We start from the raw sequence: 21,815 nt of genomic DNA on the forward strand, positions 1-21,815 counted from the left end.
TTCTCCTCGTCGGCGGGCGGACCGTGCTGTTACACGGCGTTGAAACGGATGTGGTTGCCCGCCGGATCGCGGAACGCGCAGTCCCGCACCCCGTAGGGCTGGTCGGTGGGCTCCTGGATCACCTCGGCGCCGCTCGCCGCGACGCGCTCGAACACGGCGTCGAGCTCGGTCGTCGCGAGGATGATGCGGCCGAAGGTGCCCTTCGCCATCATCTCGGCGATCGTGCGCTGCTCGTCGTCGGTGATTCCGGTCGGGTCGGCGAACGGCGGTTGCAGCACGATGCACGTGTCGGGCTGCTCGGGCGCGCCGACCGTGATCCAGGCCATGCCGGCGTAGCGCACGTCGTTCCGCACCTCGAACCCGAGCGTGTCGCGGTAGAACGCGAGGGTCGCATCCGGGTCGAGGTGGGGCAGGAAGCTGGTGTGAACGGTGAGTGTCATGGCGGTCACGCTAGCGACGGGTCCGGGCGGGCCGCTTCTCGATTCCCGACGGATGCCGGCGCGCCCGGCCTAGCGCGCATCGGCCGAGTCACCTGGGTCGCGACGCACGCGGGGATGCCGCTCGTGTCGTCTCCGCCGCGGGCGCGGTACACGCTCGGCGGCACGCCGACGAGCTCGGTGAACCGGGTGCTGAACGTGCCGAGCGACGAGCAGCCGACCGCGAAGCACACCTCGGTGACGCCCAGGTCGCCGCGGCGCAGCAACGCCATCGCCCGCTCGATGCGTCGCGTCATGAGGTAGGAGTAGGGCGTCTCGCCGTACGCGGCGCGGAACTCACGGATCAGGTGCCCCGACGACAGGTGCTCGCCGCGCGCGAGCGCCTCGAGGTCGAGCGGCCGGGCGTACTCCCGGTCGATGCGATCGCGGATGCGGCGCAAGCGCGCGAGGTCGCTCATCCGCTGCCGCAGCGCGTCGTCGATCACGCCCCCATCGTCGCAGACGCCGCCGACAACGCGCGCTTCGATCGTCGCAGACGCCGCCGACAACGCGCGCTTCGATCGTCGCAGACGCCGCCGACAACGCGCGCTTCGATCGTCGCAGACGCCGCCGACAACGCACCCCGCGAATAGCATCGACGGATGCGGATCCGAGCGTTCGAGCGCGCCGACACCGAGCCGGTGATCGCGCTGTGGCGCGCGTGCGGCCTCGTGCGCCCGTGGAACGACCCGCACCGCGACATCGAGCGCAAGCTCACCGTGCAACCCGAGCTCTTCCTCGTCGGCGTCGGCGACGAGGGCGTCGACGAGGGCGTCGTCGCGGCCGTCATGGCGGGCTACGACGGCCATCGCGGCTGGATCAACTACCTCGCGGTCTCTCCGACGCACCAGCGGCACGGCCACGCCCGCGCCCTCGTGGAGCACGTCGAACGCGAACTCGAGGAGCGCGGCTGCCCGAAGCTCAACCTGCTGATCCGCGCGGGCAACGAGGCCGTCGCCGCGTTCTACGAGTCCCTCGGCTACGCGCCCGACCGCGCGGTCTCCTACGGCAAGCGCCTCATCGCCGACGCGTGACCGGATCGATGGAGCGCCCCGGGCGTCCAGCGGCTACCGCGACTCCTGCAGCACCCGCAGAGCCTCGACCGCGAGCGCGTGGTCGTCGTGCTGCGCGAGACCGGAGACCGTGACCGTGCCGACCGGGCCGACGTCGCGGATCACGATGGGCACGCATCCGCCGTGCGCGACGTACTGCGTGAACGGCAGGCCGGTCTTCTCGTTGAAGTCGAGCCCGCGCGCCGCGAACCGGCGCCCGACGAGGTACGACGCCTCGGCGAAGCGGCGCACGGTGCGCACCTTGCGCTCGATCCAGTCGTCGTTGTCCGCCGTCGTGCCCGCGAGCGCCGCGTGGAACAGCTGCTGGTCGCCGCGGCGGATGTCGACCGCGATGCCGAGTGAACGCTCGGTCCCCGCCCGCACGAGCCACGAGCCCAGTGCCCACGCGTCGGCGTTCGTGAACCGGTCGAGCAGCAGGGTGTCGCGCTCCGCCTCGAGCCGGGCGATGAGGGCGGCGATGTCGTCGGTCATGCGCGGTCCTCGTCGGAACGCGGCGCGTGCTCGCGCACGAGCGCGACCAGATCCGGCGGCTCGAACGCGTCGCCGGTCGCCTCGAGCTCCTCTGCGGTGAACCAGCGGTGGCCGAGCACGTCGTGCTGCTCGTCCGCGGTCCAGTGCGCGGCCGACGGCACGAACCGGTCGACGACAGCGCGGTAGTACTCGGCGTGGCCGAGGTCGTGGTCGAGGGCGCCGAACGTGGCCGCGAAGTCGAGCCGGTACACGACGTCGCCGAGCGTCACATCCGTCAGCCCGGTCTCCTCCTCGAGCTCCCGCACGGCGGCGTCGAGGTGCGTCTCGCCGGGGTCCACTCCCCCGCCGGGCGTGAGCCAGCGCGCCAGGCCGTTGTCGCCGAGCGTGTACATCAGCAGGATGCGGCCCGAGCGGTCGAACAGCAGGATGCGCGAGGTGAGCCGCAGACGACGTCCGTCGACGGGCTCAGGAAGCGACGAAGTCACTCACGTCACCGACGAGCCGCTCGTGGTCCGCGGGAATCGGCTCGACCGCCGCGAGCGCGACCTCGGCGGCGAACTCCGCGACGTTGTACAGGCGGCCCGCGGCCTCCTTGCGCGCCTCGATCGCGCCCGGGTTGAGCCGGTTGAGCAGGGTCGCCGTGATGGTGCCCTCGATCATGTCGCCCGAGACGACGACGAAGCCGATGCCGCGGGCGTCGAGCTCCGGGATGCGCTCGCGCAGCGCGACCTCGCCGGCCCGCTTCGAGCGCGCGACGGGCTCGTACTCGGGCATCGTCGGCACCGTGTCGATGAAGTGCGCCTGGTGACTCGTGACGAACACGACGCGCCCGCCCTCGGCGAGCCGCGGCAGCGCCGCCTCCAGCACGCTCAGCTGCGCGTCGCGGTTGAGCTTGAGCGCGTAGTCCTCGCCCGCGCCCGACTCCATGCCGCCGGAGGCGTTCAGCACGAGCAGGTCGAGCCCGCCCCAGGCCCCGTCGACGGCCTCGAACATCGCGGCGACGGATGCCGGGTCGGTCAGATCCGCGCCGATCGCGAGCGCATCGCCGCCGGCATCCGTGATCGCGGCGACGACCTTCTCGGCCCGCGGCGCCTTGGAACGGTAGTTGATGACGACCCTCGCGCCGGCGGCGGCGAGATAGGTCGCGGTGTCGGCGCCGATGCCGCGCGATGATCCGGTGACGAGGGCACGCGTGCCGGCGAGACTGCCGGGCTCGAGGGGGTTGCTCACGGCTCCGACCCTATCGGTCGAGCGATCGGGGCGACGCGGGTGCTAGCGTCGAATGACGACGCGACACGGAAGGCGCCGACGATGGACCCGGTTCTGCTCGATTACCTCTGGATCGTCTGGATCGCGCTCATCCTGATCTTCGGCGTGGTCGAGATCTTCACGCTCGACTTCACGTTCCTCATGCTCGCGGTCGGCAGCGTCGGCGGCCTGCTGACGAGCCTGTTCGGCGGCCCGGCCTGGCTGCAGGTCATCGTCGCGGCGGTGCTCACGCTCGCGCTGCTGTTCTTCGTGCGGCCGCCGCTGCTGCGCGCGCTGCGCTCGGGCGGCGATCCGACGCCGAGCAACGTCGACGCCCTGCTCGGCCTCGTCGGCAGCACCTCGACGGCGTTCGTCGACGGCGCCGGGCAGGTCAAGCTCACCAACGGCGAGACGTGGACCGCCCGCCTCGTGCCCGCCGCATCCGACTCCGCCCTCGTGATCGGCGACCGCGTGCGCGTCGTCGCCATCGAGGGCGCCACCGCCATCGTCGAACCGATCGAAGGGTCCCTTCCGTGAGCGACTTCAACCCGGGCACGATCTTCCTGATCATCGTGCTCATCGCCGTCGTCATCTTCGTGCTGACGGTCATCGGCCGGTCGATCCGCATCGTGCCCCAGGCCGCGAACGGCGTCGTCGAGCGACTCGGCCGCTACCACAAGACGCTGCAGCCGGGCCTCAACCTGCTCGTGCCGTTCATCGACCGGCTGCGCCCGCTCATCGACATGCGCGAGCAGGTGGTGTCGTTCCCGCCCCAGCCGGTGATCACCGAGGACAACCTCGTGGTCTCGATCGACACCGTCGTCTACTTCCAGGTGACGGATGCGCGCGCCGCGACCTACGAGATCGCCAACTACCTCGGCGCGGTCGAGCAGCTCACCACGACCACGCTCCGCAACGTCGTCGGCTCGCTCAACCTCGAGGAGGCGCTGACGAGCCGCGACAACATCAACAACCAGCTGCGCGCCGTGCTCGACGAGGCGACGGGCAAGTGGGGCGTGCGCGTCGGACGCGTCGAGCTCAAGGCCATCGACCCGCCCGCATCCATCCAGGACTCGATGGAGAAGCAGATGCGCGCCGAGCGGGACCGTCGCGCGCAGATCCTCACCGCCGAGGGCACCAAGCAGGCGGCGATCCTGCAGGCCGAGGGCGCGCGGCAGGCCGCGATCCTGAGCGCCGAGGGCGACGCGAAGGCCGCCGTGCTGCGGGCCCAGGGCGAGGCCGAGGCGATCGAGACCGTGTTCAACGCGATCCACGCCGGCAACCCCGACAGCGGTCTGCTCGCCTACCAGTACCTGCAGACGCTGCCGAGGATCGCCGAGGGCGACTCGAACAAGATGTGGATCATCCCGTCGGAGCTCACCGAGGCGCTCAAGGGCATCAGCGCCGGCTTCTTCGGCGGAGCGAGCCCCGCGCGCAAGGGGACGCCGCCTGTCGCCGAGTAGGTTCCTCGACGGCGCTCCCCCGCGCCTGTTCGCGCACCGCGGTTTCGCCGCATCGGGCAGCGGGGTCGTCGAGAACACGCTGCCGGCATTCGAGGCCGCTCTCGCGCTCGGCGCGCGCTACCTCGAGACGGACGTGCACGCCTCGCGCGACGGCGTCGCCATCATCAGCCACGACCCCTCGCTGGCGCGCCTGACCGGAACGGACGCCACCGTCTCCTCGCTCAGCTACGACGAGCTGCGCGACATCCCGCTCGGCGCCGGCGCGTTCGTCTCGCTCGCGGACGTGCTCGCCGCCCTCCCGGAGGCGCGGCTCAACATCGACCTGAAGAGCGCGGATGCCGTCGCGCCGGCCGTGGCCGCCATCCGGGACGCCGGCGCGGCCGATCGCGTGCTCGTCACCTCGTTCAGCGACGCGCGCCGGCGCGCCGCGGTGCGCGCGCTGCCCGGGGTCGCGACGTCCGCATCCGCCGGCTCGTTCGCGACCGCGCTGCTCGCCTCGCGCGGGCGGCTGACGCCCGTCGTTCGCCGCGCGCTCGCGGGCGTCGTCGCCGTGCAGGTGCCCGAGCGCGCGCTCGGCATGAGCGTGCCGAACCCGCGCTTCCTGCGCCTGCTGCACGACCTCGGCGTCGAGATGCACGTCTGGACGGTCAACGACGCGGCGGCCATGCACCGGCTGCTCGACGCGGGCGTCGACGGCATCATCACCGACCGCACCGACATCGCCGTCGAGGTGCTCGCGTCCCGGTCCTGACGCCTCGCGCGCCCTGGCAGTCGCCTGTGAGGTGAGGGGCGCGCTGTGGATGCGGGAAGCCCGCTCCCAGCAATCCGGTTCACTCTGGCGTGACGACGCATCCGTGACGACGCGTCCGTGACGACGACACCCCGTCACGCGACATCTCGTCACGAGCACATCTCGTCACCAGCACATCTCGTCACCAGGAGAGGGAGGCCACACGATGGCGGATCGCAGCCTGCGCGGCATGAGACTCGGCACCACGAGCATGCAGAGCGAGGAGGGGGTCGAGTACTCGCCCCGCAGGAGGAGCACCTACCGCACGTCCGACGGCGAGGAGTTCGAGGTCGTGTTCGCGGCCGAGGCCGAAGTGCCGGCCGAGTGGGAGTCGCCGAAGTCGGGCCGGATCGGCGTGCTGCTGGACGAGGGCGGAGCTCCCGTCGAGCAGGAGCCGGGCACCGAGAAGGCCGCCCGCACGCACTGGGACATGCTGCTCGAGCGGCGCACCGAGGAGGAGCTCGAGGAGCTCCTGCAGGAGCGCCTCACCTACCTCCGGCAGCGCCGGGGCCAGGAGAAGATCGGCGCCTGACCGCCCCCGCCGCTCGTTGAGGAGCGCCGGGTCAGCTGGTTGAGGAGCGCCGGGTCAGCTGGTTGAGGAGCGCCGGGAGCGCAGCGAGCGCCGCGTCTCGAAACCAGCCCCTTGCGGTGCCGGGTCAGCTGGTTGAGGAGCGCCGCGAGCGCAGCGAGCGCCGCGTCTCGAAACCAGCGATGACGCCCGCCCCGACCACGACGGCCAACCCGAACAACGACACGAGCTCTTCGACACCGGCCCCCGTCACCACGGCGGCAGTGCGGGTCGTCGACAGCGGCACGTCGTCGACCATCGCCGCCGGGGTGTACCGCGGCACCGAGTCCATGGTCGTCCCATCGGGACGGATGATCGCGCTCTGCCCGACCGTCGACACCACGACGATGCTGCGCCCGGTCTCGAGCGCGCGCACCCGGGCGATCGCGAGCTGCTGCACGCTCTCGTCGGTGCGGCCGAAGTCGGCGTTGTTCGACTGGGCGAACACGATCTGCGCCCCGTCGTCGACCGTCTCGCGCAGCAGGGCGTCGTCGACGATGTCGAAGCAGATGTTGAGACCGACGACCACGTCCCCGATCCGCGCCACGGGATCCGTGCTCCCCGGGGTGTAGTCGCGGCCGATGAGGCCGATGAGGTCGGGCACGAGCGGCTCGATGAGGCTGCGCAGCGGCACGTACTCGCCGAACGGCACGGGGTGACGCTTGTCGTAGTAGTCGGTGATGCCCCGTCCCGCCTGCCACACGATCGACGTGTTGTAGGTGAGGTCGCCGCGGGTCGTGATGACGCCCGACACGAGCGGCGCGCCGGTGCGGCGCGAGATGGCGTCGAAGATGCGGGCGGCCTCCGCGCGGGTCTCGGGGTCGACATCCGTTCCGCCCTCCGGCCAGACCACGACGTCGAGCCCCGGGTCGTCGAGCACCGGGTAGGTGGCCTCGGTCTGCGCCTCGAGCAGCTCGCCGTAGGCGGCCCGGTCGAAGTAGCCCGCGCGGCCATCGCCCTGCACGGCCGCGACGCGCATCGTGCCGTCGATCGTCACCGGGAAGCTCGGCACGAGCAGCGCAGCGATGACGGATGCCGCGAGCACCGCGCCGCCGCCGAGCGATCGCGCCCGCGCGGCCTCGATCGCCGCGGCGACCGCGAGCACGATCAGGAACGTCACGCCCGCGGTGCCGATCCAGGACAGCAGCGGTGCGAGCGGTCCCTCCGCCTGGGTGAAGCCGACCCGGCCCCAGGAGAAGCCGCCGAACGGCCACGTGCTCGTGACCCACTCGCGCAGCGTCCAGAGGCCTGCGACGACGACCGGGAGCAGCGCGCGGTGCACGCCCAGCCGCGGCACCCAGCGGTAGGCGAGGGCGACGAGGATCGCGCCGACGCCCCAGAACAGGCCCTCGAAGATGCTCAACCCGAGCAGGGGCACGAGACTCAGGGCACCGAACGAGTCGCCGAGGAACTGCTGGATCCACGGGATGTCGACGAGGTAGAACGAGGTGCCCGCGACGAGCCCGACGAGGAACGCGGCGCCCGCGCGGCGCCCGACGAGCGCGACGAGCACCATCGCGATGCCGGGCAGGATCGCGGGCCAGAACCCGATCTCGGGAAACGCCGCGTCGAGCACCGGGCCCGCACCGATCGCGAGCGCGAGCGCGCACCACAGGGGCAGCACCGGCCGCAGCACGGGCCGCAGCGCCGGCCGCTCCGCCGACCGCAGCGCCGGCCGCTCACCCGAGCGTGTTACTCGAGATCGCCCGGACGTCCGGCCGATCTCGAGTAACACGCTCGGGTGAGCGGGGGTGAGCCGAGGGTGAGCGGGGGTGAGCGGAGGCGGCTCCGCCGCGCGCGCCGTGTTCACGCGACCGAGCTGTAGTCGACGATGCCGCGACGGATGGCGTCGAGCGCCTGGCGCGCGGTGACGCCGACCGGCGGGTCGGCGACGATCGAGAGCTGGTCGAGCAGGTCGATGGTCTGTTTCGTCCAGCGCACGAAGTCGCCCGCGGCGAGGTCGGCATCCCGCAGCACGCTGTCGAGGCGCGCGCCCTTCGCCCAGCGGTACATCGCGAGGCTCAGCCCCGTCGACAGCGGCTGCGTGCGCGGCAGACGCGCCTCCTCCTCGAGGTCGTCGAGGCGCGACCACAGCGTCTCCGTGGCGAGCAGCGCGTCGCGGAACGCCCCCTGCGGCAGGTCGCCCGTGCGGCCGTCGTCGCGCCGCGGCTCGTAGACGAGCGCCGCGGCCATCGAGGCGAGCGCGGCCGGGCTGAGCGCGGTCCAGAGCCCGAGGCGCAGCGACTCGGCGACGAGCAGGTCGCGGTCGCCGTAGATGCGCCGCAGCAGGCGGCCCGGCGCGCCCACCGTGGTCACCCCGTCGTGCTCCTCGAGGTAGCCGAGCTGCACGAGCACGTCGCTCACGCGGTCGAAGATCTTCGCGACGGCGCCGGTGCGTCCGCGGATCGAGGCGGTCAGGGCATCCGTGTCGCGCTTGAGCCGCCACCAGCGCTCCGCCCAGCGCGCGTGCGCCTCGCGCTCTGCGCACGCGTGGCACGGATGCTGCTTCAGCCGGGTGCGCAGCGCGCGCAGCTGGCGCTGGCGCCGGTCGCGCTCCGCCCCGGACTCGACGGCCGCGCGGTTCGCGCCCTTCTTCTCGAGGTCGCTCAGCTCGCGGCGGATGGTCGAGTACTCGCGGAAGTCGCCGAGGTGGCAGCGCATCGCCTCCTCGTAGCCGGCGAGCGACTCCTGCTGGCGGCGGGCCTTCTGCGCGAGGTCGACGACGGCGCGGTCGGCCTGGAACTGCGCGAACGACGACTCGAGGATCTCGCGCGTGCGGTCGCGGCCGAACTGCTCGATGAGGTTGACGGCCATGTTGTAGGTCGGCCGGAAGCTCGAGTTGAGCGGGTAGGTGCGGCGGCTCGCGAGGCTCGCGACCGCCTGCGGGTCGAGGCCGTTCGTCCACTGGATGACGCTGTGCCCCTCGACGTCGATGCCGCGGCGCCCGGCCCGGCCCGTGAGCTGCGTGTACTCCCCCGGCGTGATGGGCACGCGCGCCTCGCCGTTGAACTTCTCGAGCTTCTCGAGCACGACCGTGCGCGCCGGCATGTTGATGCCGAGCGCGAGCGTCTCGGTCGCGAACACGACCTTGAGCAGCTTGCGCTGGAAGAGCTCCTCGACGACCTCCTTGAACGCGGGCAGGAGACCCGCGTGGTGCGCCGCGACGCCGCCCTCGAGGCCCTCGAGCCACTCGAAGTAGCCGAGCACGCCGAGGTCCTCGTCGCGGATGCCGCGCGTGCGCTCCTCGACGATCGCCCGGATCTCGTCGCGCTCGTGCTTCTCGGTGAGACGGATGCCGCCCCGCAGCACCTGGCGCACGGCGGCGTCGCAGCCGGCCCGCGAGAAGACGAAGAAGATCGCCGGCAGCAGGGTGCGGCTCGCGAGGAGGTCGACGAGGTCGGCCCGATCCATGCGCGCGTCGTCGATGTACGGGCGGCGGTGGTAGCGCCGGGACGGATCGCGCAGCGCCCGGCCGCCCTGGTTGCGGCCGCCGCCGGCCGCGAACTGCACGAGCTCCGGGTTGACGCGCGCCGCATCCGTCGTCGACAGCGCCGACGAGGTGAACAGGTCGAGCAGCTTGCTGCGCACGAGCACGTGCTGCTGCAGCGGCACGGGACGCTCCTCGGAGACGATCACCTCGGTGTCGCCGCGCACCGCCTGCAGCCAGTCGCCGAACTCCTCGGCGTTCGACACGGTGGCCGAGAGCGACACCATCCGCACGTGCGGGGGCAGGTGGATGATGACCTCCTCCCACACCGCGCCGCGGAACCGGTCGGCGAGGAAGTGCACCTCGTCGAGCACGACGAACGCGAGGTCGGTGAGCAGGCCGGAGTCGGAGTAGAGCATGTTGCGCAGCACCTCGGTCGTCATGACGACGATGCGCGCGCCCGAGTTGATGTTGCTGTCCCCGGTGAGCAGGCCGACCTGGTCGGGGCCGTACTCGCCCACCAGCTCGTGGAACTTCTGGTTCGAGAGCGCCTTCATCGGCGCCGTGTAGAACACCTTCGCCCGCGGTTCGCGCATCGCGAGGAAGATCGCGAACTCGGCGACGGTCGTCTTGCCGGCGCCCGTGGGCGCGGCGACGAGCACGCTCGAGCCGTTCTCGAGCACGGCGCACGCCTCGCGCTGGAACGGGTCGAGGTCGTGCGGGAGCTGCGCGGCGAAGTCCTCGACGGACGGATGCGTGCGGCGCTGCTTCGCGGCGGCGTAGCGCTCGGCGGGGCTCAGTGTCATAGCGGACTCGGTGTCATAGCGGACTCGGACTCGGTGTCATCGGATGCGCCGCGTCACGAGGAGGCGAGCTCGGCGTCGATGGCGTCGGCGCGCCGCGCCGCGCGCCGGTCGAGCAGCCAGGCGACGAGTGCGGCGGCGAGGTAGAGCCCGACCATGGGGATCGCGAGCAGGAACATGGAGAAGATGTCGACGGATGGCGTGACGCACGCGGCGAAGATCGTGATGACGAGAACGGCGACGCGCCAGCCCCGCAGGATGGAGCGCGCGGGCAGCACGCCGACGACGTTGAGGAGCACGAGGAACACCGGGAACGTGAATCCGACGCCGACCGCGATGACGAGCCGCAGCACGAACGCGATGACGTCGCGCGCCGTCAGCAGGGTCGCGGTGCCGTCGGCGGAGAACGTGCCGAGCAACTGCGCCATGTGCGGGAAGATGAGCCAGCCCACCGCGCTGCCGATGAGGAACAGCGGCACGGCGCTGAAGAAGAAGCTCAGCGCCCAGATCCGCTCGCGGCGCACGAGCGCCGGGATGATGAACGCCCACAGCTGGTAGAGCCAGACCGGGCTCGAGAGCACGAGACCCGCGACGAACGCGATCTGCAGCCGGATGTCGAACGCCTCCGTGAGCACCGTGTAGTTGAGCTTGGTGCCGGGCGCGACGTTCGCGACCGCGTCCTGGATGCGGGCGAAGATGAAATCGGAGACCAGGTAGCCCGCGACCGTTCCGAGCACGATCGCGATGGCGGCGAAGGTCAGCCGGCGGCGCAGCTCGAGCAGGTGCTCGAGGAGCGACATCCGGCCCTCGCCGTTCTTCGGCCGGCGGGACCGGGATCGACCGGACCTCGACCCCGTGGGGCGGGCAGACACCGTCCTACTTCTTGCCGGACGAGTCCTCGTCCGGCTCGGACTCGGCGGCGGAATCGTTCGAGCCGGTCTTGACCTCCTCGCGGAAGATCTTCATCGACTGGCCGACGCTGCGCGCGAGCGCTGGCAGGCGGGTCGCGCCGAACAGCAGGATGACGATCGCGAGGATGGCGAGGAGGTGCGGCCACCCGAATGCGCCACTGAACATGATCGGGGCCTTTCGTCGTTCGCTCGAACGCCTCGAGTCTAGCGGTAGCGCGCGGCGCCCGCCGCGGCCCACTCGGCGACCGCCCGGCGGGCGTCCTCGGGTGCGACGACGGCGACGGCACCCGGCATGCTCGCGACGAGCCGCTTGAGGCCGTGGTAGTGCGACATCCGCACGGTCGTGCGCACGACGCCGTCTCGCTCCTCGAGGCTCGCGCCCGCGGCCACGTAGTCGGCGATGAGGGGCATCGCGGATGCCGCGACATCGATCGTCACGACGAGGTCGTCGTCACTCGCCTCGAACAGCACGTCGGGCAGTGGCACGTCGGCGGCGTCGTGGCCGATCGGCTCGTCGGTGACGACGACGTCCGACATCCGGTCGAGGCGGAACGTGCGCACCGCCTCGCGCAGGTGGCACCAGCCGCGCAGGTACCAGGACTCGTCGACCGACTCGACGCGCAGCGGGTCGACGCGGCGGCGCTCCGACGCCCCCGCGCTCGTCACGTAGTCGAGCTCGAGCTGCACGCCGCGCGCGACGGCCCGGCGGATGAGGGCGAGCGTCGCGTCGCCGGCCGCGGTCTCGACGCCCAGCTGGCTCGGCTCCCCGGATGCGCCCGCGGCGAGCTTGCGGGTGAGCGAGACGAGGGCGGCGGCATCCGTGTTCTCGGGCAGCGCCGCGAGGTACTGCAGCCCCGCGATGAGCGCCGCGGCCTCCCGCGCCGAGAAGCGCGGCGAGTCGTCGATCGCCACGAGGTTCGTGATGACGATCTCGTCGTCGTTCTCGAACGCGTCCCAGTCGATGTCGAACAGGTCCTCGTACTGGTAGGTGCTCGTCTCGCCGGGCACGCCCGACACGGCGATGAGCTCCACGGCGTCGCGGATCTGCGCGGGCTCCACGTCGAAGTGCTCGGCGACCTCGGCGACGGTGACCCGGCCGCGATCGACGACGAACGGCACGAGCGCGAGCAGGAACGTGAGCTTGTCCGCGGCGAGCAGCGGCGCGCGCTTCTGCACGGACCGGGGCCGCGGCCCCCTAGGCGTCGGCATGGTCGGCCACCGTCCTCTCCAGGCGCTCCCGCACCGCGGTCGCGAGCTCCGAGGGCTCGAGCACCACGACCTCGGGCCCGAAGCCCGCGAGCTCGTCGGCGAGGATCGCCGCGTCGACGAAGTGCAGCTCGAGCGTGCCGTCGGGCTGCGCGGCGGCGCCGCGCCGGCGCGCGAGACGCGTGGCGGCATCCGTTCCGGGCTCGACGCGCACGCGCGCCACCCCGTTGCGCCAGATCTCCTCGAGGCCCGCGAGGGCGGCCTCCTGCTGCCCGGTGAGCGGCGTCGTCGTGGTCTTGCCCGTCGTCGTGACGCGGCTCACGATGCGGCGCAGCAGGTAGGTCTTGATCGCGCCCGTTCCCGCTTCCTCGGCCGAGAGATGCCAGCGGCCCTCGAACTGCACGAGCGCGAGCGGGGCGACGTGGCGCTCGCGCGCCGCGCTCTCCCCCGGCTTGAGGTAGTCGAACCGCACCCACTGACGGCGCTCGAGCGCGGTGCTCAGCGGTTCGAAGGCGGCATCCCGCACGCGCACGCGCGGCGCGTAGCCGATCACCGGCTCGTCGGTCGCGACGCCGAGCGCGCGCAGCTTGAGCAGGGCGCGACGCGACTCCGACGAGAGCGAGCCCTCGCGCCAGACGCGCGCGGCGAGGTCGAGCAGCGTGATCTCCTCGGGCGTGAACGTCACGTCGTCGGGCAGCTCGTAGGCGCCGCGCGGGATGCGGTAGCGCAGCGCCTGGTTGTTGCCGGGATCGCCCGGGTCGGCGACGGTCTCGAGCGGCACGCCGAGCTCGCGGATGTCGTCCTTGTCGCGCTCGAACTTGCGCTCGAGGTTCGCGTTGTCTCCGCCCGCGCGGAAGCTCTGGCGGTAGCCCTGCACGGTCGACAGGATCTCGCTCTTCGTCAGCCCCGTCTCGGTGGCGAGCAGCGCGAGCACGAGCGAGAACAGACGCTCCTCGACGGGGACGCGCTGGGCGGGGCGGTCATCGGACGCCACACAGGCTCCTTCGGATGCTCGCGTCAGTTCGTCGGCTGGATGCCCAGGATATCGATGACGTAGATGCGCGTGCTGCCCTCGGCCACCGAGTCGGGCGCGTCGCTCGCGTAGCTGTCCTTCGGGGGCACGACCACGATCACCTGGCTGCCGACCTGCTGGCCGACGATCGCCTTCTCGGTGCCCGGCCACAGGCCGGAGCCGTCGCTGCTGTCGAAGTCCTTCGCCGCGTAGCTCGAGGGAGCGGCGGCGGTCCACGACGAGCCGACCTCGTGGGCCGGCTGGTCCCACGTGAACTCCGAGTAGTGCAGCACGACCGTGGCGTCCCTCTTCACGGTCGCCCCGTCGCCCTGCTTGAGCACGGCCGAGCGGACCGTGGTCGGGGCCGGAGCGCTCGGCACCGTGATGCCGGGCGTGCCGTTCGGGGCGGTCACGACCGCGGGGAGGCCGTTGACCGGCAGTTCGTCGCGACCGGTCGCCCTGCCCGGGATGCGGTCGAGCACGTCGATGACGAGCACCGCGGTGGACGGGTCCTTCGCGGTCTCGCCGGTGGGCACGACCGCGGCGAGACGGGAGCCGACCGTGACGCACTCGAAGATGCGGTTGAGGTCGCTCGCGTCGCTCGCGCCGAAGCGCGCCTTCTGCGCCGGGTAGGTCACCGCGCCCGTCGTCGAGTCGTACTGGGTGGCGACGAAGTCGGCGTAGTCGCCGGGCTCCACGATCGCTCCCGTGCCCTTCGCGAGCACGCTGACCTGCACCCGCTTGCTCAGCAGCGGCGTGGGGTACTCGGCCGTCGTCGACGTGCCGCCGAAGTCGCCGGTCGCGGTGATCGTCGACGACGCCGCGCCCGACGCCGTCGGGGTGCAGTCGCCGGCCGACCCGGCCGAGGAGCACGCCGTGAGCGAGATCGCGACGACGGCGGCAGCGGTGAGTGCGGCGATTGAGCGCACGGATCCTCTTTCGTTACGGGCGAGCCGGTGGCGGACTCGTCCGCCGGGTCACGATTCTAGTCGGCGTCGGCGGCGCGCTCCTGCGCGGCCCGCTGGGCGGCCTCGGCCGCCGCGGTGGCGTGCCGGCCGGTCTTGCGCAGGCGCTTGGCGCTCGTGGACCGCTCGCCGAGCGCGCCCGGGGTCCACAGCTCGACGTCCTCGTCGGAGAACTCCGTCTTCGACCCGCGCCGCGCCCTCTCGAACGGCACCGCGCCGGGCGCGAGGCGTCGCGCCGTGATGAGGAAGCCGGTGTGCCCGACCATGCGGTGGTCGGGGCGCACGGCGAGGCCGTCGACGTGCCAGCCGCGCACCATGGACTCCTCCGAGACCGGATCGGTGAACAGCCCGGTGCCGCGGATCGCCTCGGCCACGCGGGACAGCTGCGTGACGGTGGCGACGTAGCAGACGAGCACGCCGCCTGGTGCGAGCGCCGCCGAGACGGCGGGCAGGCACTCCCACGGCGCGAGCATGTCGAGCACGACGCGGTCGGCGGTGCCGTCCTCGACCGTGCCGGGCAGGGCATCCGCCAGATCGCCGATCGTGACGGTCCAGTTCGCGGGGTCCTCGCCGAGGAAGGCCCCGACGTTGCCGCGCGCGACCGCGGAGAACTCCTCGCGGCGCTCGAACGAGAACAGCCGCCCGGTCGGCCCGATGGCGCGCAGCAGCCAGAGCGAGAGCGCGCCGGACCCGACCCCCGCCTCGACGACCCGCGCGCCCGGGAAGATGTCGGCGGATGCGAGGATGCGCGCGGCATCCTTCGGGTAGACGATCGCGGCGCCGCGCGGCATCGACATCACGAAGTCGGTGAGCAGCGGCCGCAGGGCGAGGTACTGCACGTCGGACGGGACGCCGGCCGCGACCGTGCCGGTCACGACGCTCCCGTCGGGCCGGCCGATGATCTGGTCGTGCCGCACGTAGCCCCGGTGCGTGTGGAACTCCCCGCCCTCGACGAGCGTGATGGTGTTCATCCGGCCCTTCGCGTCGGTGAGCTGCACGCGGTCGCCGACGAGGAACGGGCCGCTCATCCGGGCGGTCACGCGATGCGCCCCTCGGCGACGCGGCCCGCGGCGAACGCGGCCTGCAGGTCGGCGATCGTGCGGCCCGCGAGTCCGCCCTCCCAGCGCACGTGGTCGATCCCCGCGGCGACCGGCACGTGGGCCGGCACGCCGATCACGACCGTGCCCGCGGATGCCGCCGAGCGCATCCCGGGGTCGGAGTCCTCGATCGCGAGGCAGTCGCGCGGCTCGACCCCGAGGAGCTCGGTCGCGCGCAGGTACGCTTCCGGGTGCGGTTTGCCGTGCTGCACCTGGTCGCCCGCGACGATCACGCGGAACGGCGCGAACGGCAGCGCTCCGGCGATGCGGTGCGCCATCCGGCCGATCGACATCGTGACGAGCGCGCTCGGGATGCCGCGCTCGCGGAGGGCGGTGAGCAGCTCGACCGCGCCGGGCTGCCACGGCACGGCGTCCGCGATCTTCTCGAGCACGCGCTCGGTGAGGGCGTTCACGATCGACTCCGCGGACAGGTCGACGCCGGCCGCGCGCAGCACCTGCGCCGAGCGGAGCAGCGGCGCTCCGACGAGCTGCAGGCCCTGCTCGATCGACCAGGTGCCGCCGAACGACTCGACGAGCTCGGTCTCGGACGCGAGCCAGTACGGCTCGGTGTCGACGATCGTGCCGTCCATGTCCCAGAGCACGGCGGCGGGGAACGGTGTGGTCACGACGGGCGAGTCTAACGGGCGGCCGCGCGGGCGTCCCGTCACGCCTCCCGAGCGCGACGGGCGGGCGACTGAATGGCGAGGGACGCCATGACCGACGCTGATGGTGTGAATGAGACAGTCGACGACGCTGGGTCCCCGACGCCATTCGCCGCGAGATCCTCGACCGGCGCGGCATCGACGTGACGGCCGCGGACACCGATCCGCGCTCGTCGCGGCCGCGCTGCAGCGGGCCGACGATCGCGGAACGCGACGAACTCGACGCGGATGCGGATGCAGAAGCGGAACGCGCGCGGGAAGCCGGAGCAGTCGACCTCAGCACCGGTGCGCTCGTCGACGTCGATGAGAGGGATCGCGCAGCGGCCTCCGGCACCGAGCCGACGACCGCGAACGCCGCGGTGCGCCATCAGGCTGAGCTCGCCGACGACGGGACGGAGCGATGCGAAGGCTTCGCTCAGACTTTCGAGGGCAGCGACACCGCGGAGGAAATCCACGCGCGAGTGCCCGCGGACGGCGAGAACGCCGCGTCACCATCACCCGCGCGAGGCCGTCGGCGGCGCGCCTGTGGCACCGATGCCGGGCACACGCTCGGTGCAGGAACGCGGCCACGACGGCCTCAGCCGCTAACTGAGGTCGTGATCGAAGCCTGCCCGCGCTGTGCAGGCACAACCCAACTTCTTGACGGCGCCGGACGCCCGACCAGCGGGACGCCTGACCTTCTAGCGCGCGCTCGGTCAGCGACGTTCTTGGTCGCGCACGTCGAACCAGCCGGTCGGCGGCGGCTCGCAGGGCGGCTCGCCGCGATCGCCTCGGGTAGCGCCGCCAAGTCCGCCGCCCAGCGGAGCGCCGGGTTACCGGGGCCCCGCGCGCCACGAGTACATGTACCGCAGACGTAGGGTGGAGGCACGACGCGCGGGCGCGGCCCGCGCGAGTGAGGGAGATCGTGGGATCACAGTCGGCGTTCGTCACCGGGCGGCTGCTCGTCGTCGCTTTCGAGGGTTGGAACGACGCGGGCGAGGCGGCTTCGGCGGCCGCCTCGGCGCTCAAGGCGCAGCTCGAGCTCGAGCCGCTGCTCGCGATCGACCCCGAGGACTACTTCGACTACCAGTTCACGCGGCCGATGGTGCAGATCGACGAGTCGGGGCGGCGCGAGATCGTCTGGCCGTCCGTGACGCTGTGGGGACCGGCATCCGCTCGCAGCGCCTTCGGCGTCGCGCCCGAGGCGCCCGGTGAGGCCGCGCCCATCTACCTGCTGCTCGGCAGCGAGCCCTCGCGCGGCTGGAAGACGTTCGCGCTCGAGGTCATGGATGCCGTCGAGACGGCGGGCATCGACGGCATCGTGTTTCTCGGCGCCCTGCTCGCCGACGTGCCGCACTCGCGGCCGATCACGACGTTCGTCACGAGCGAGACCGCGGAGGTGCGCGAGCGGCTCGGCGTCGAGCGGTCGAGCTACGAGGGGCCGACCGGCATCCTCGGCGTGCTGTCGGATGCCGCGGACAAGCTCGGCATCCCGACGGTGTCGGTGTGGGCGAGCGTGCCGCACTACGTGCACAACGCGCCGAGCCCGAAGGCGACCCTCGCGCTCATCGACAAGCTCGAGGAGCTCGTCGACATCGTCATCCCGCGCGGCGAGCTCCTGGACGAGGCGACCGCGTGGGAGAGCGGCATCGACGCCCTCGCTCAGGACGACGAGGACATGGCGAACTACATCGAGCAGCTCGAGAAGGCGCGCGATACCGTCGACTCCCCCGAGGCCTCCGGTGAGGCGATCGCGCAGGAGTTCGAGCAGTACCTGCGCCGCAACACCGACGGCAAGGACGGCGGCACGGCCGGCGACGAGCCCTGGCGGCCCTCGGGCGAGTAGCGCTATGCCGCTTCTCGCGGCGGACGTGGCATTACCGGGTGACAACCGCGAAGGAAGGTGTCGACCACCGTGCGTGGCAGGTCGTTGTCGAAGTACGCGATCGACCGTGTGCCGCTCGACGCGGCATCGAGGCCCGGAATCGTCGTCGCCCGACCCAGCACGTCATACCCGTACGTGCCCGTGCTGCCATCGCGGATCACGGTCCGCAGCGTCGCACTCCCGCGTCCAGCTCTGGCCTCCGGCTCAGAGAACATTCTCCAAGAGCACAATGATCTGGCCACTGGAAGGCGATTTCCATTCAGAGAACTCTGATGAGTCACTGAATTCTTCGGACTCTGCGGCAAGCCAAGCTCGAAGAAGCTTTAGGCGTGCGATCCCGAAAAACTCGGAATCGTGATCCATTCAACCTCTGGGTCTCCCCAGTCGCGAATCCTTCCAAAGCGTTTTGCCTTCTTCAAGCGCTGTCCCGCTGTAAAAAGGCTGACACTCCCTACTTTGCGGTAGACCTCACCGTCGGGTCCTAATGCGAAGAGTCCACGTGCGCGATTCTGTTCGCTCACTGGCACCGCTTCGCCTCAATTGTCAAACGAATAATGATCGGTGTGTTTTCGTGGGGTTGAGTCGGTGCCCGTAGTGCCCTCCCTCAACGATTGCCGCGCCCACTCGTCTCCGCGGCGCGAGATTCAGCCACAATAGGGGGCCCTGGTGCACGATCGAAGTAGCAACCCTATCCGCCCAGCGCTCTCTAACATGCTCGGCAATTTGCAAAAGTAGCGCTTCGCTATCACTATTCACGAAAGCGCGCTCTCAATCCACATCGCAGCTGCCTCAATAGTCTCTTGATCCGGCGGGCCGCCGAGCAGGCCTCTAATCGCGTCCCGACCGCGACGGTTCGCCGTCTTGTACTGCGCATTAATTTCAGACCAACGAAATCCCACTGTTGCGCGCTCGATAACATCATCGAGCTCCGACGGTGCCCACACAGGTTGAAGCCCCTGGATATAGCTGACGACCCAGTTGTCCGCATCTATGGCAAAAAATCGTACGCATCCGGCTCGCCATCAGCAAGAGTGGTGATGCTCCATGCCTGCGCCTCCGCGCTCTGCTGAAAGAGGAGAATGAAACCACTCTCACCCAAGTCCGCGTCCGTGTAGCGTCCCACGCGGCCAAATCTTGGCCACTCGTCACAGACCGTGTCAGCTCCAACAGGCCACATACCCATAACGTTGTGGTTCTAGCTTCCCAGTGAAAAAGATGGTATCCGCTCGACTTTCCCTTTTGCCCCAATACTGAGCGTGTATAAAGTTGACCATTTGCACGCATTCGCGTACCAGCCGTGCGGAAGGTATTCCCGTTCTTGCCAATGTAAAGAGTCTGACCATTCGTCAATTCCTTCTTCGATGCGCCCCGACCGACCCAGCGCGCCCCTGCGCGCCGTGCGATGAGTTTGGAGGCTGGCTTTCCGGCGACACCAAAGGCATTTTTACTTCGGTTTAGGCTTAGATTTGTCCTTATTCAGGCTTTTATTGGGATTCTGTGGAAGATAACAAATAGATGTAGCACGCTCATCAGACTTCTCCGACGTTACGGACTGTGCCAAGCACGCGTTGGAGCACGTGCGGCAGCGATCGAATCCGACTCATGTGGGACAATTTGTGTACGAGTCGTGATTCGTGATCAATCAGGTATGGGCTCGAACCCAAGAAGATTGGAACCCCCGGGCGCCGGAGCTTCTCAATTGCCAAATGCGAATGCGCGGTCGCTACAAACTCATACACTAAGCCGGAGGCGGAGGAGAAGGTCGTTTTGATCTCAAACGTTCCCTCCGGGGCCAGTCGGTCCCACTTCGCGGATTCGAAGGTGAACTGATCCTTGCGCGTAATATCATCGAGTTCAAGCGGCACCATTCGCGGTTCTGTTGACACGGGATCCAACGATCGGTAAAAGTCCCAAAGAGTGAGTTCCTCCGCATTGTCTACCCACACTGCCGGGAGCAAGTAATTCGGCGCTTCATCGTCGGCCAACTCGCGGTCGATAAGCTCACGGTCAAGTCGAGCGACGCTCCAGACGTCACCCGCATCAAATGCTATGCCCCCGAGCAATTGCAGGTCATGGTGCGGCATCGCAGCAAGCTCGTCGAAGTAGTTGATGGTAAACGACTGTATCGATCCCTGGACCATTAACGACCCGGATGCCACTCCGTAACCGGAGTCGGGGTCTACCCAGTAACGATCAATCTCCAACGGCTTTCCTCTTTAGTCGGTGATGTCGATGTGAAAATTGAAACCCGATCGGCCGGGCCCGCGGCCCTGGGTCAGATTCGCGTGCGTTCGCCCCAATTTGGGCTTATAGGGCTCTTCTGACTTTGGGTGGGGGTTGCGGTGATGTGCTGGGTCGTGGCGTGACGGTGTGGGGTGGGTCGAGGCCCCGAGGATCGGTAGCGACCAAGCCAACTGTTCTTCGGAGTCCTCGACCCGTGCCTGATGCTACGGGGTGCGCCGCGGCGTGCCCGTGTTCTGCTGTCTACTGTGACCGTTGTGATGTGCTCGTCGGCCTCGGCGGGCTCCATGTCGTCGCTGTCGAGCGCCGCGACGATGGGATGCTCGTCATCGATGTCGAGTCACCGCCGGGACCGGCGGGGTGCCCGCGGTGCGGGCAGGTCGCCGAGTCCAGGGGTCGCAAGACGCTCGTCTTGATCGACGCGCCGGCTGGCGCGGGGCCGGTGCGGGTGCGGTGGCGCAAGCGCCGGTCCCGCTGCGTGGACGAGGCCTGTTCGGTGAAGTCATTCACTGAGCAGAACACTGCCGTCGCCGCCCCGCGGGCGCAACTCACGGCCCGAGCTATCTCGTGGGCGGTCGGTCAGATGCGGCGAGAGAACGCCTCGGTACAAGGCATCGCCCGGCAGCTCGGGGTGTCGTGGAAGACGGTCTGGCGACACGTCAAGCCGGTCCTGCAGAAGCGTGCAGCGGACGAGTCCCGCTTCCAGGGCGTGAGAACCCTCGGCGTCGATGAGCACCTCTGCCATCACGTCTCCACGAAGCCGATCGAGGACGGCGGACGCGGCCCGAAAGAACTCACCGGGATGGTCGACCTGACCCGTGACGCCAGCGGACGCGTGCGCGCCAGGCTGCTCGACCTCGTTCCCGGCCGCTCCGCGAAGGCCTACGCGGAGCGGCTCCGTGAGCGTGGCGAGCAGTTCCGTGACCAGGCGCAGATCGCGACGCTGGACCCGTTCGCCGGCTACAAGAAGGCCCTCGATGACGAGCTCGACGACGCGGTCGCTGTGCTCGACGCTTTCCACCTCGTCAAGCTCGGCACCGCCGCCGTGGACGAGGTCCGCCGCCGCGTCCAACAAGACACCCTCGGCCACCGCGGCCGGCGAGGCGACCCGCTCTACGGAATCCGCAACATCCTCCGCGCCGGCAGGGAACGACTCACCGACCGGCAGAAGCAGCGCCTCGACGCAGCGTTCACGGTCAGAGAAGAGCACGTCGAAGTCGACGTCGCATGGCAGTGCGCACAGCAACTCCGCGACGCCTACCGGCAACCCGACCTGACCGACGGGCGGAAGATCGCCGAACAGGTACTCGCATCGTTCCCGTCGTGCCCGATCCCGGAGATCGCACGGCTCGGACGCACCCTCACCCAGTGGCGCGAAGCATTCCTCGCCTACTGGAGCACCGACCGGTCATCCAACCTGAACCGTGCCGATTTAGTGCGTGATTCTCGTCCGGCGGAGGGCGTCGAGGATCTCGGTGGCTGCGGGGCCCGGCGGCGTGGCTGCCGTGAGGTCGTGCCCGAGGGCGTTGATCGTTACG

General features: G+C 70.3%; 24 protein-coding genes. 7 read left to right on the top strand and 17 right to left on the bottom strand.

Translation table 11 applies throughout. From position 1 onward, the window contains the following. Positions 1-29: 29 nt before the first annotated feature. Both QT381_RS13380 and QT381_RS13385 read right to left on the bottom strand, forming a co-directional pair. Positions 30-440: a VOC family protein gene (locus QT381_RS13380; RefSeq protein ID WP_289249535.1), complete on the bottom strand. Its 411-nt coding sequence runs from the start codon at positions 438-440 to the stop codon at positions 30-32. A gap of 5 nt (positions 441-445) precedes the next feature. After that, entirely contained in the window at positions 446-895 is a 450-nt protein-coding gene (locus tag QT381_RS13385) for a helix-turn-helix transcriptional regulator (RefSeq protein ID WP_289249557.1), read from the bottom strand. A 183-nt stretch (positions 896-1,078) separates the two neighbouring features. Here QT381_RS13385 and QT381_RS13390 point away from each other — a divergent pair, with 183 nt between their 5' ends. Beyond that, on the top strand, positions 1,079-1,510 hold the full coding sequence (locus tag QT381_RS13390; protein WP_289249536.1) for a GNAT family acetyltransferase: 432 nt from the start codon (positions 1,079-1,081) through the stop codon (positions 1,508-1,510). Positions 1,511-1,543: 33 nt separating this feature from the next. On the opposite strand, the gene QT381_RS13395 is transcribed toward QT381_RS13390, so the two are convergent. The 3 genes from QT381_RS13395 to QT381_RS13405 are packed head-to-tail and all read right to left on the bottom strand — an operon-like array spanning position 1,544 to position 3,250. After that, a complete protein-coding gene (locus QT381_RS13395) occupies positions 1,544-2,020 on the bottom strand; it encodes a heme-degrading domain-containing protein (protein ID WP_289249537.1) in 477 nt (158 codons plus the stop codon). Then, positions 2,017-2,505, bottom strand: coding sequence for an NUDIX hydrolase (locus QT381_RS13400; protein WP_289249538.1), 489 nt, complete (start codon positions 2,503-2,505; stop codon positions 2,017-2,019). The genes QT381_RS13395 and QT381_RS13400 overlap by 4 nt, the downstream gene beginning before the upstream one ends. After that, the gene (locus QT381_RS13405) at positions 2,486-3,250 is read right to left on the bottom strand and encodes an SDR family oxidoreductase (RefSeq protein ID WP_289249539.1); all 765 of its coding nucleotides are present in this window, start codon (positions 3,248-3,250) and stop codon (positions 2,486-2,488) included. The genes QT381_RS13400 and QT381_RS13405 overlap by 20 nt, the downstream gene beginning before the upstream one ends. Before the next feature lie 81 nt (positions 3,251-3,331). Between QT381_RS13405 and QT381_RS13410 the strand changes: the two genes are divergently transcribed. The 4 genes from QT381_RS13410 to QT381_RS13425 all read left to right on the top strand — a co-directional run bounded on the left by QT381_RS13410 (position 3,332) and on the right by QT381_RS13425 (position 6,053). After that, entirely contained in the window at positions 3,332-3,805 is a 474-nt protein-coding gene (locus QT381_RS13410; RefSeq protein WP_289249540.1) for an NfeD family protein, read from the top strand. Then, the gene (locus tag QT381_RS13415) at positions 3,802-4,731 is read left to right on the top strand and encodes an SPFH domain-containing protein (protein WP_289249541.1); all 930 of its coding nucleotides are present in this window, start codon (positions 3,802-3,804) and stop codon (positions 4,729-4,731) included. The genes QT381_RS13410 and QT381_RS13415 overlap by 4 nt, the downstream gene beginning before the upstream one ends. 25 nt (positions 4,732-4,756) lie before the next feature. Continuing rightward, on the top strand, positions 4,757-5,482 hold the full coding sequence (locus QT381_RS13420) for a glycerophosphodiester phosphodiesterase family protein (protein ID WP_289249558.1): 726 nt from the start codon (positions 4,757-4,759) through the stop codon (positions 5,480-5,482). A gap of 205 nt (positions 5,483-5,687) precedes the next feature. After that, entirely contained in the window at positions 5,688-6,053 is a 366-nt protein-coding gene (locus tag QT381_RS13425; RefSeq protein ID WP_289249542.1) for an RNA polymerase-binding protein RbpA, read from the top strand. A 124-nt stretch (positions 6,054-6,177) separates the two neighbouring features. On the opposite strand, the gene lnt is transcribed toward QT381_RS13425, so the two are convergent. The 10 genes from lnt to QT381_RS13475 all read right to left on the bottom strand — a co-directional run bounded on the left by lnt (position 6,178) and on the right by QT381_RS13475 (position 16,627). Next, positions 6,178-7,725 carry an apolipoprotein N-acyltransferase gene (gene lnt, locus QT381_RS13430; protein WP_289249543.1) on the bottom strand — a complete coding sequence of 516 codons (1,548 nt, stop codon included), beginning with the start codon at positions 7,723-7,725 and terminating at the stop codon, positions 6,178-6,180. Between the two features lie 170 nt (positions 7,726-7,895). Further along, the gene (locus tag QT381_RS13435) at positions 7,896-10,322 is read right to left on the bottom strand and encodes a DEAD/DEAH box helicase (RefSeq protein WP_289249544.1); all 2,427 of its coding nucleotides are present in this window, start codon (positions 10,320-10,322) and stop codon (positions 7,896-7,898) included. 53 nt (positions 10,323-10,375) lie between these two features. After that, on the bottom strand, positions 10,376-11,191 hold the full coding sequence (gene tatC / locus QT381_RS13440; RefSeq protein ID WP_289249545.1) for a twin-arginine translocase subunit TatC: 816 nt from the start codon (positions 11,189-11,191) through the stop codon (positions 10,376-10,378). Between the two features lie 4 nt (positions 11,192-11,195). Next, a complete protein-coding gene (gene tatA / locus QT381_RS13445) occupies positions 11,196-11,396 on the bottom strand; it encodes a twin-arginine translocase TatA/TatE family subunit (RefSeq protein WP_289249546.1) in 201 nt (66 codons plus the stop codon). Positions 11,397-11,434: 38 nt separating this feature from the next. Continuing rightward, a complete protein-coding gene (locus QT381_RS13450) occupies positions 11,435-12,439 on the bottom strand; it encodes a helix-turn-helix transcriptional regulator (protein WP_289249547.1) in 1,005 nt (334 codons plus the stop codon). Next, entirely contained in the window at positions 12,426-13,430 is a 1,005-nt protein-coding gene (locus QT381_RS13455) for a helix-turn-helix transcriptional regulator (RefSeq protein WP_289249548.1), read from the bottom strand. Before QT381_RS13455 ends, QT381_RS13450 begins: the two co-directional genes overlap by 14 nt. A 23-nt stretch (positions 13,431-13,453) precedes the next feature. Further along, positions 13,454-14,377, bottom strand: a complete 924-nt coding sequence (locus QT381_RS13460) for an FKBP-type peptidyl-prolyl cis-trans isomerase (protein ID WP_289249549.1) — start codon at positions 14,375-14,377, stop codon at positions 13,454-13,456. A 56-nt stretch (positions 14,378-14,433) separates the two neighbouring features. After that, positions 14,434-15,441, bottom strand: coding sequence for a tRNA (adenine-N1)-methyltransferase (locus tag QT381_RS13465; RefSeq protein WP_289249559.1), 1,008 nt, complete (start codon positions 15,439-15,441; stop codon positions 14,434-14,436). Positions 15,442-15,449: 8 nt separating this feature from the next. Next, a complete protein-coding gene (locus tag QT381_RS13470; RefSeq protein WP_289249550.1) occupies positions 15,450-16,136 on the bottom strand; it encodes an HAD family hydrolase in 687 nt (228 codons plus the stop codon). A 38-nt stretch (positions 16,137-16,174) separates the two neighbouring features. Beyond that, positions 16,175-16,627: a hypothetical protein gene (locus tag QT381_RS13475; RefSeq protein ID WP_289249551.1), complete on the bottom strand. Its 453-nt coding sequence runs from the start codon at positions 16,625-16,627 to the stop codon at positions 16,175-16,177. A gap of 449 nt (positions 16,628-17,076) precedes the next feature. Between QT381_RS13475 and QT381_RS13480 the strand changes: the two genes are divergently transcribed. After that, positions 17,077-17,997 carry a PAC2 family protein gene (locus QT381_RS13480; protein WP_289249552.1) on the top strand — a complete coding sequence of 307 codons (921 nt, stop codon included), beginning with the start codon at positions 17,077-17,079 and terminating at the stop codon, positions 17,995-17,997. Between the two features lie 2 nt (positions 17,998-17,999). On the opposite strand, the gene QT381_RS13485 is transcribed toward QT381_RS13480, so the two are convergent. Further along, positions 18,000-18,197 carry a hypothetical protein gene (locus QT381_RS13485; RefSeq protein WP_289249553.1) on the bottom strand — a complete coding sequence of 66 codons (198 nt, stop codon included), beginning with the start codon at positions 18,195-18,197 and terminating at the stop codon, positions 18,000-18,002. 1,368 nt (positions 18,198-19,565) lie between these two features. Beyond that, positions 19,566-20,195, bottom strand: coding sequence for a hypothetical protein (locus QT381_RS13490; RefSeq protein WP_289249554.1), 630 nt, complete (start codon positions 20,193-20,195; stop codon positions 19,566-19,568). Between the two features lie 278 nt (positions 20,196-20,473). On the opposite strand from QT381_RS13490, the gene QT381_RS13495 reads away from it, so the two are divergent. Next, positions 20,474-21,815: ISL3 family transposase (locus QT381_RS13495; RefSeq protein WP_502877534.1), on the top strand; the 1,342-nt coding region annotated here is incomplete at its 3' end.

Origin of the sequence: Galbitalea sp. SE-J8, from assembly GCF_030345695.1 — a bacterium.
Lineage (GTDB): Bacteria > Actinomycetota > Actinomycetes > Actinomycetales > Microbacteriaceae > JAUASV01.

What these genes read in the sequence shown, in the direction of transcription:
- QT381_RS13380 (WP_289249535.1), bottom strand. Translation starts at nt 440, where the DNA reads ATGACACTCACCGTTCACACCAGCTTCCTGCCCCACCTCGACCCGGAT.
- QT381_RS13385 (WP_289249557.1), bottom strand. Translation starts at nt 895, where the DNA reads ATGAGCGACCTCGCGCGCTTGCGCCGCATCCGCGATCGCATCGACCGG.
- QT381_RS13465 (WP_289249559.1), bottom strand. Translation starts at nt 15,441, where the DNA reads ATGAGCGGCCCGTTCCTCGTCGGCGACCGCGTGCAGCTCACCGACGCG.
- QT381_RS13395 (WP_289249537.1), bottom strand. Translation starts at nt 2,020, where the DNA reads ATGACCGACGACATCGCCGCCCTCATCGCCCGGCTCGAGGCGGAGCGC.
- QT381_RS13435 (WP_289249544.1), bottom strand. Translation starts at nt 10,322, where the DNA reads ATGACACTGAGCCCCGCCGAGCGCTACGCCGCCGCGAAGCAGCGCCGC.
- QT381_RS13450 (WP_289249547.1), bottom strand. Translation starts at nt 12,439, where the DNA reads ATGCCGACGCCTAGGGGGCCGCGGCCCCGGTCCGTGCAGAAGCGCGCG.
- QT381_RS13425 (WP_289249542.1), top strand. Translation starts at nt 5,688, where the DNA reads ATGGCGGATCGCAGCCTGCGCGGCATGAGACTCGGCACCACGAGCATG.
- QT381_RS13390 (WP_289249536.1), top strand. Translation starts at nt 1,079, where the DNA reads ATGCGGATCCGAGCGTTCGAGCGCGCCGACACCGAGCCGGTGATCGCG.
- QT381_RS13410 (WP_289249540.1), top strand. Translation starts at nt 3,332, where the DNA reads ATGGACCCGGTTCTGCTCGATTACCTCTGGATCGTCTGGATCGCGCTC.
- tatA (WP_289249546.1), bottom strand. Translation starts at nt 11,396, where the DNA reads ATGTTCAGTGGCGCATTCGGGTGGCCGCACCTCCTCGCCATCCTCGCG.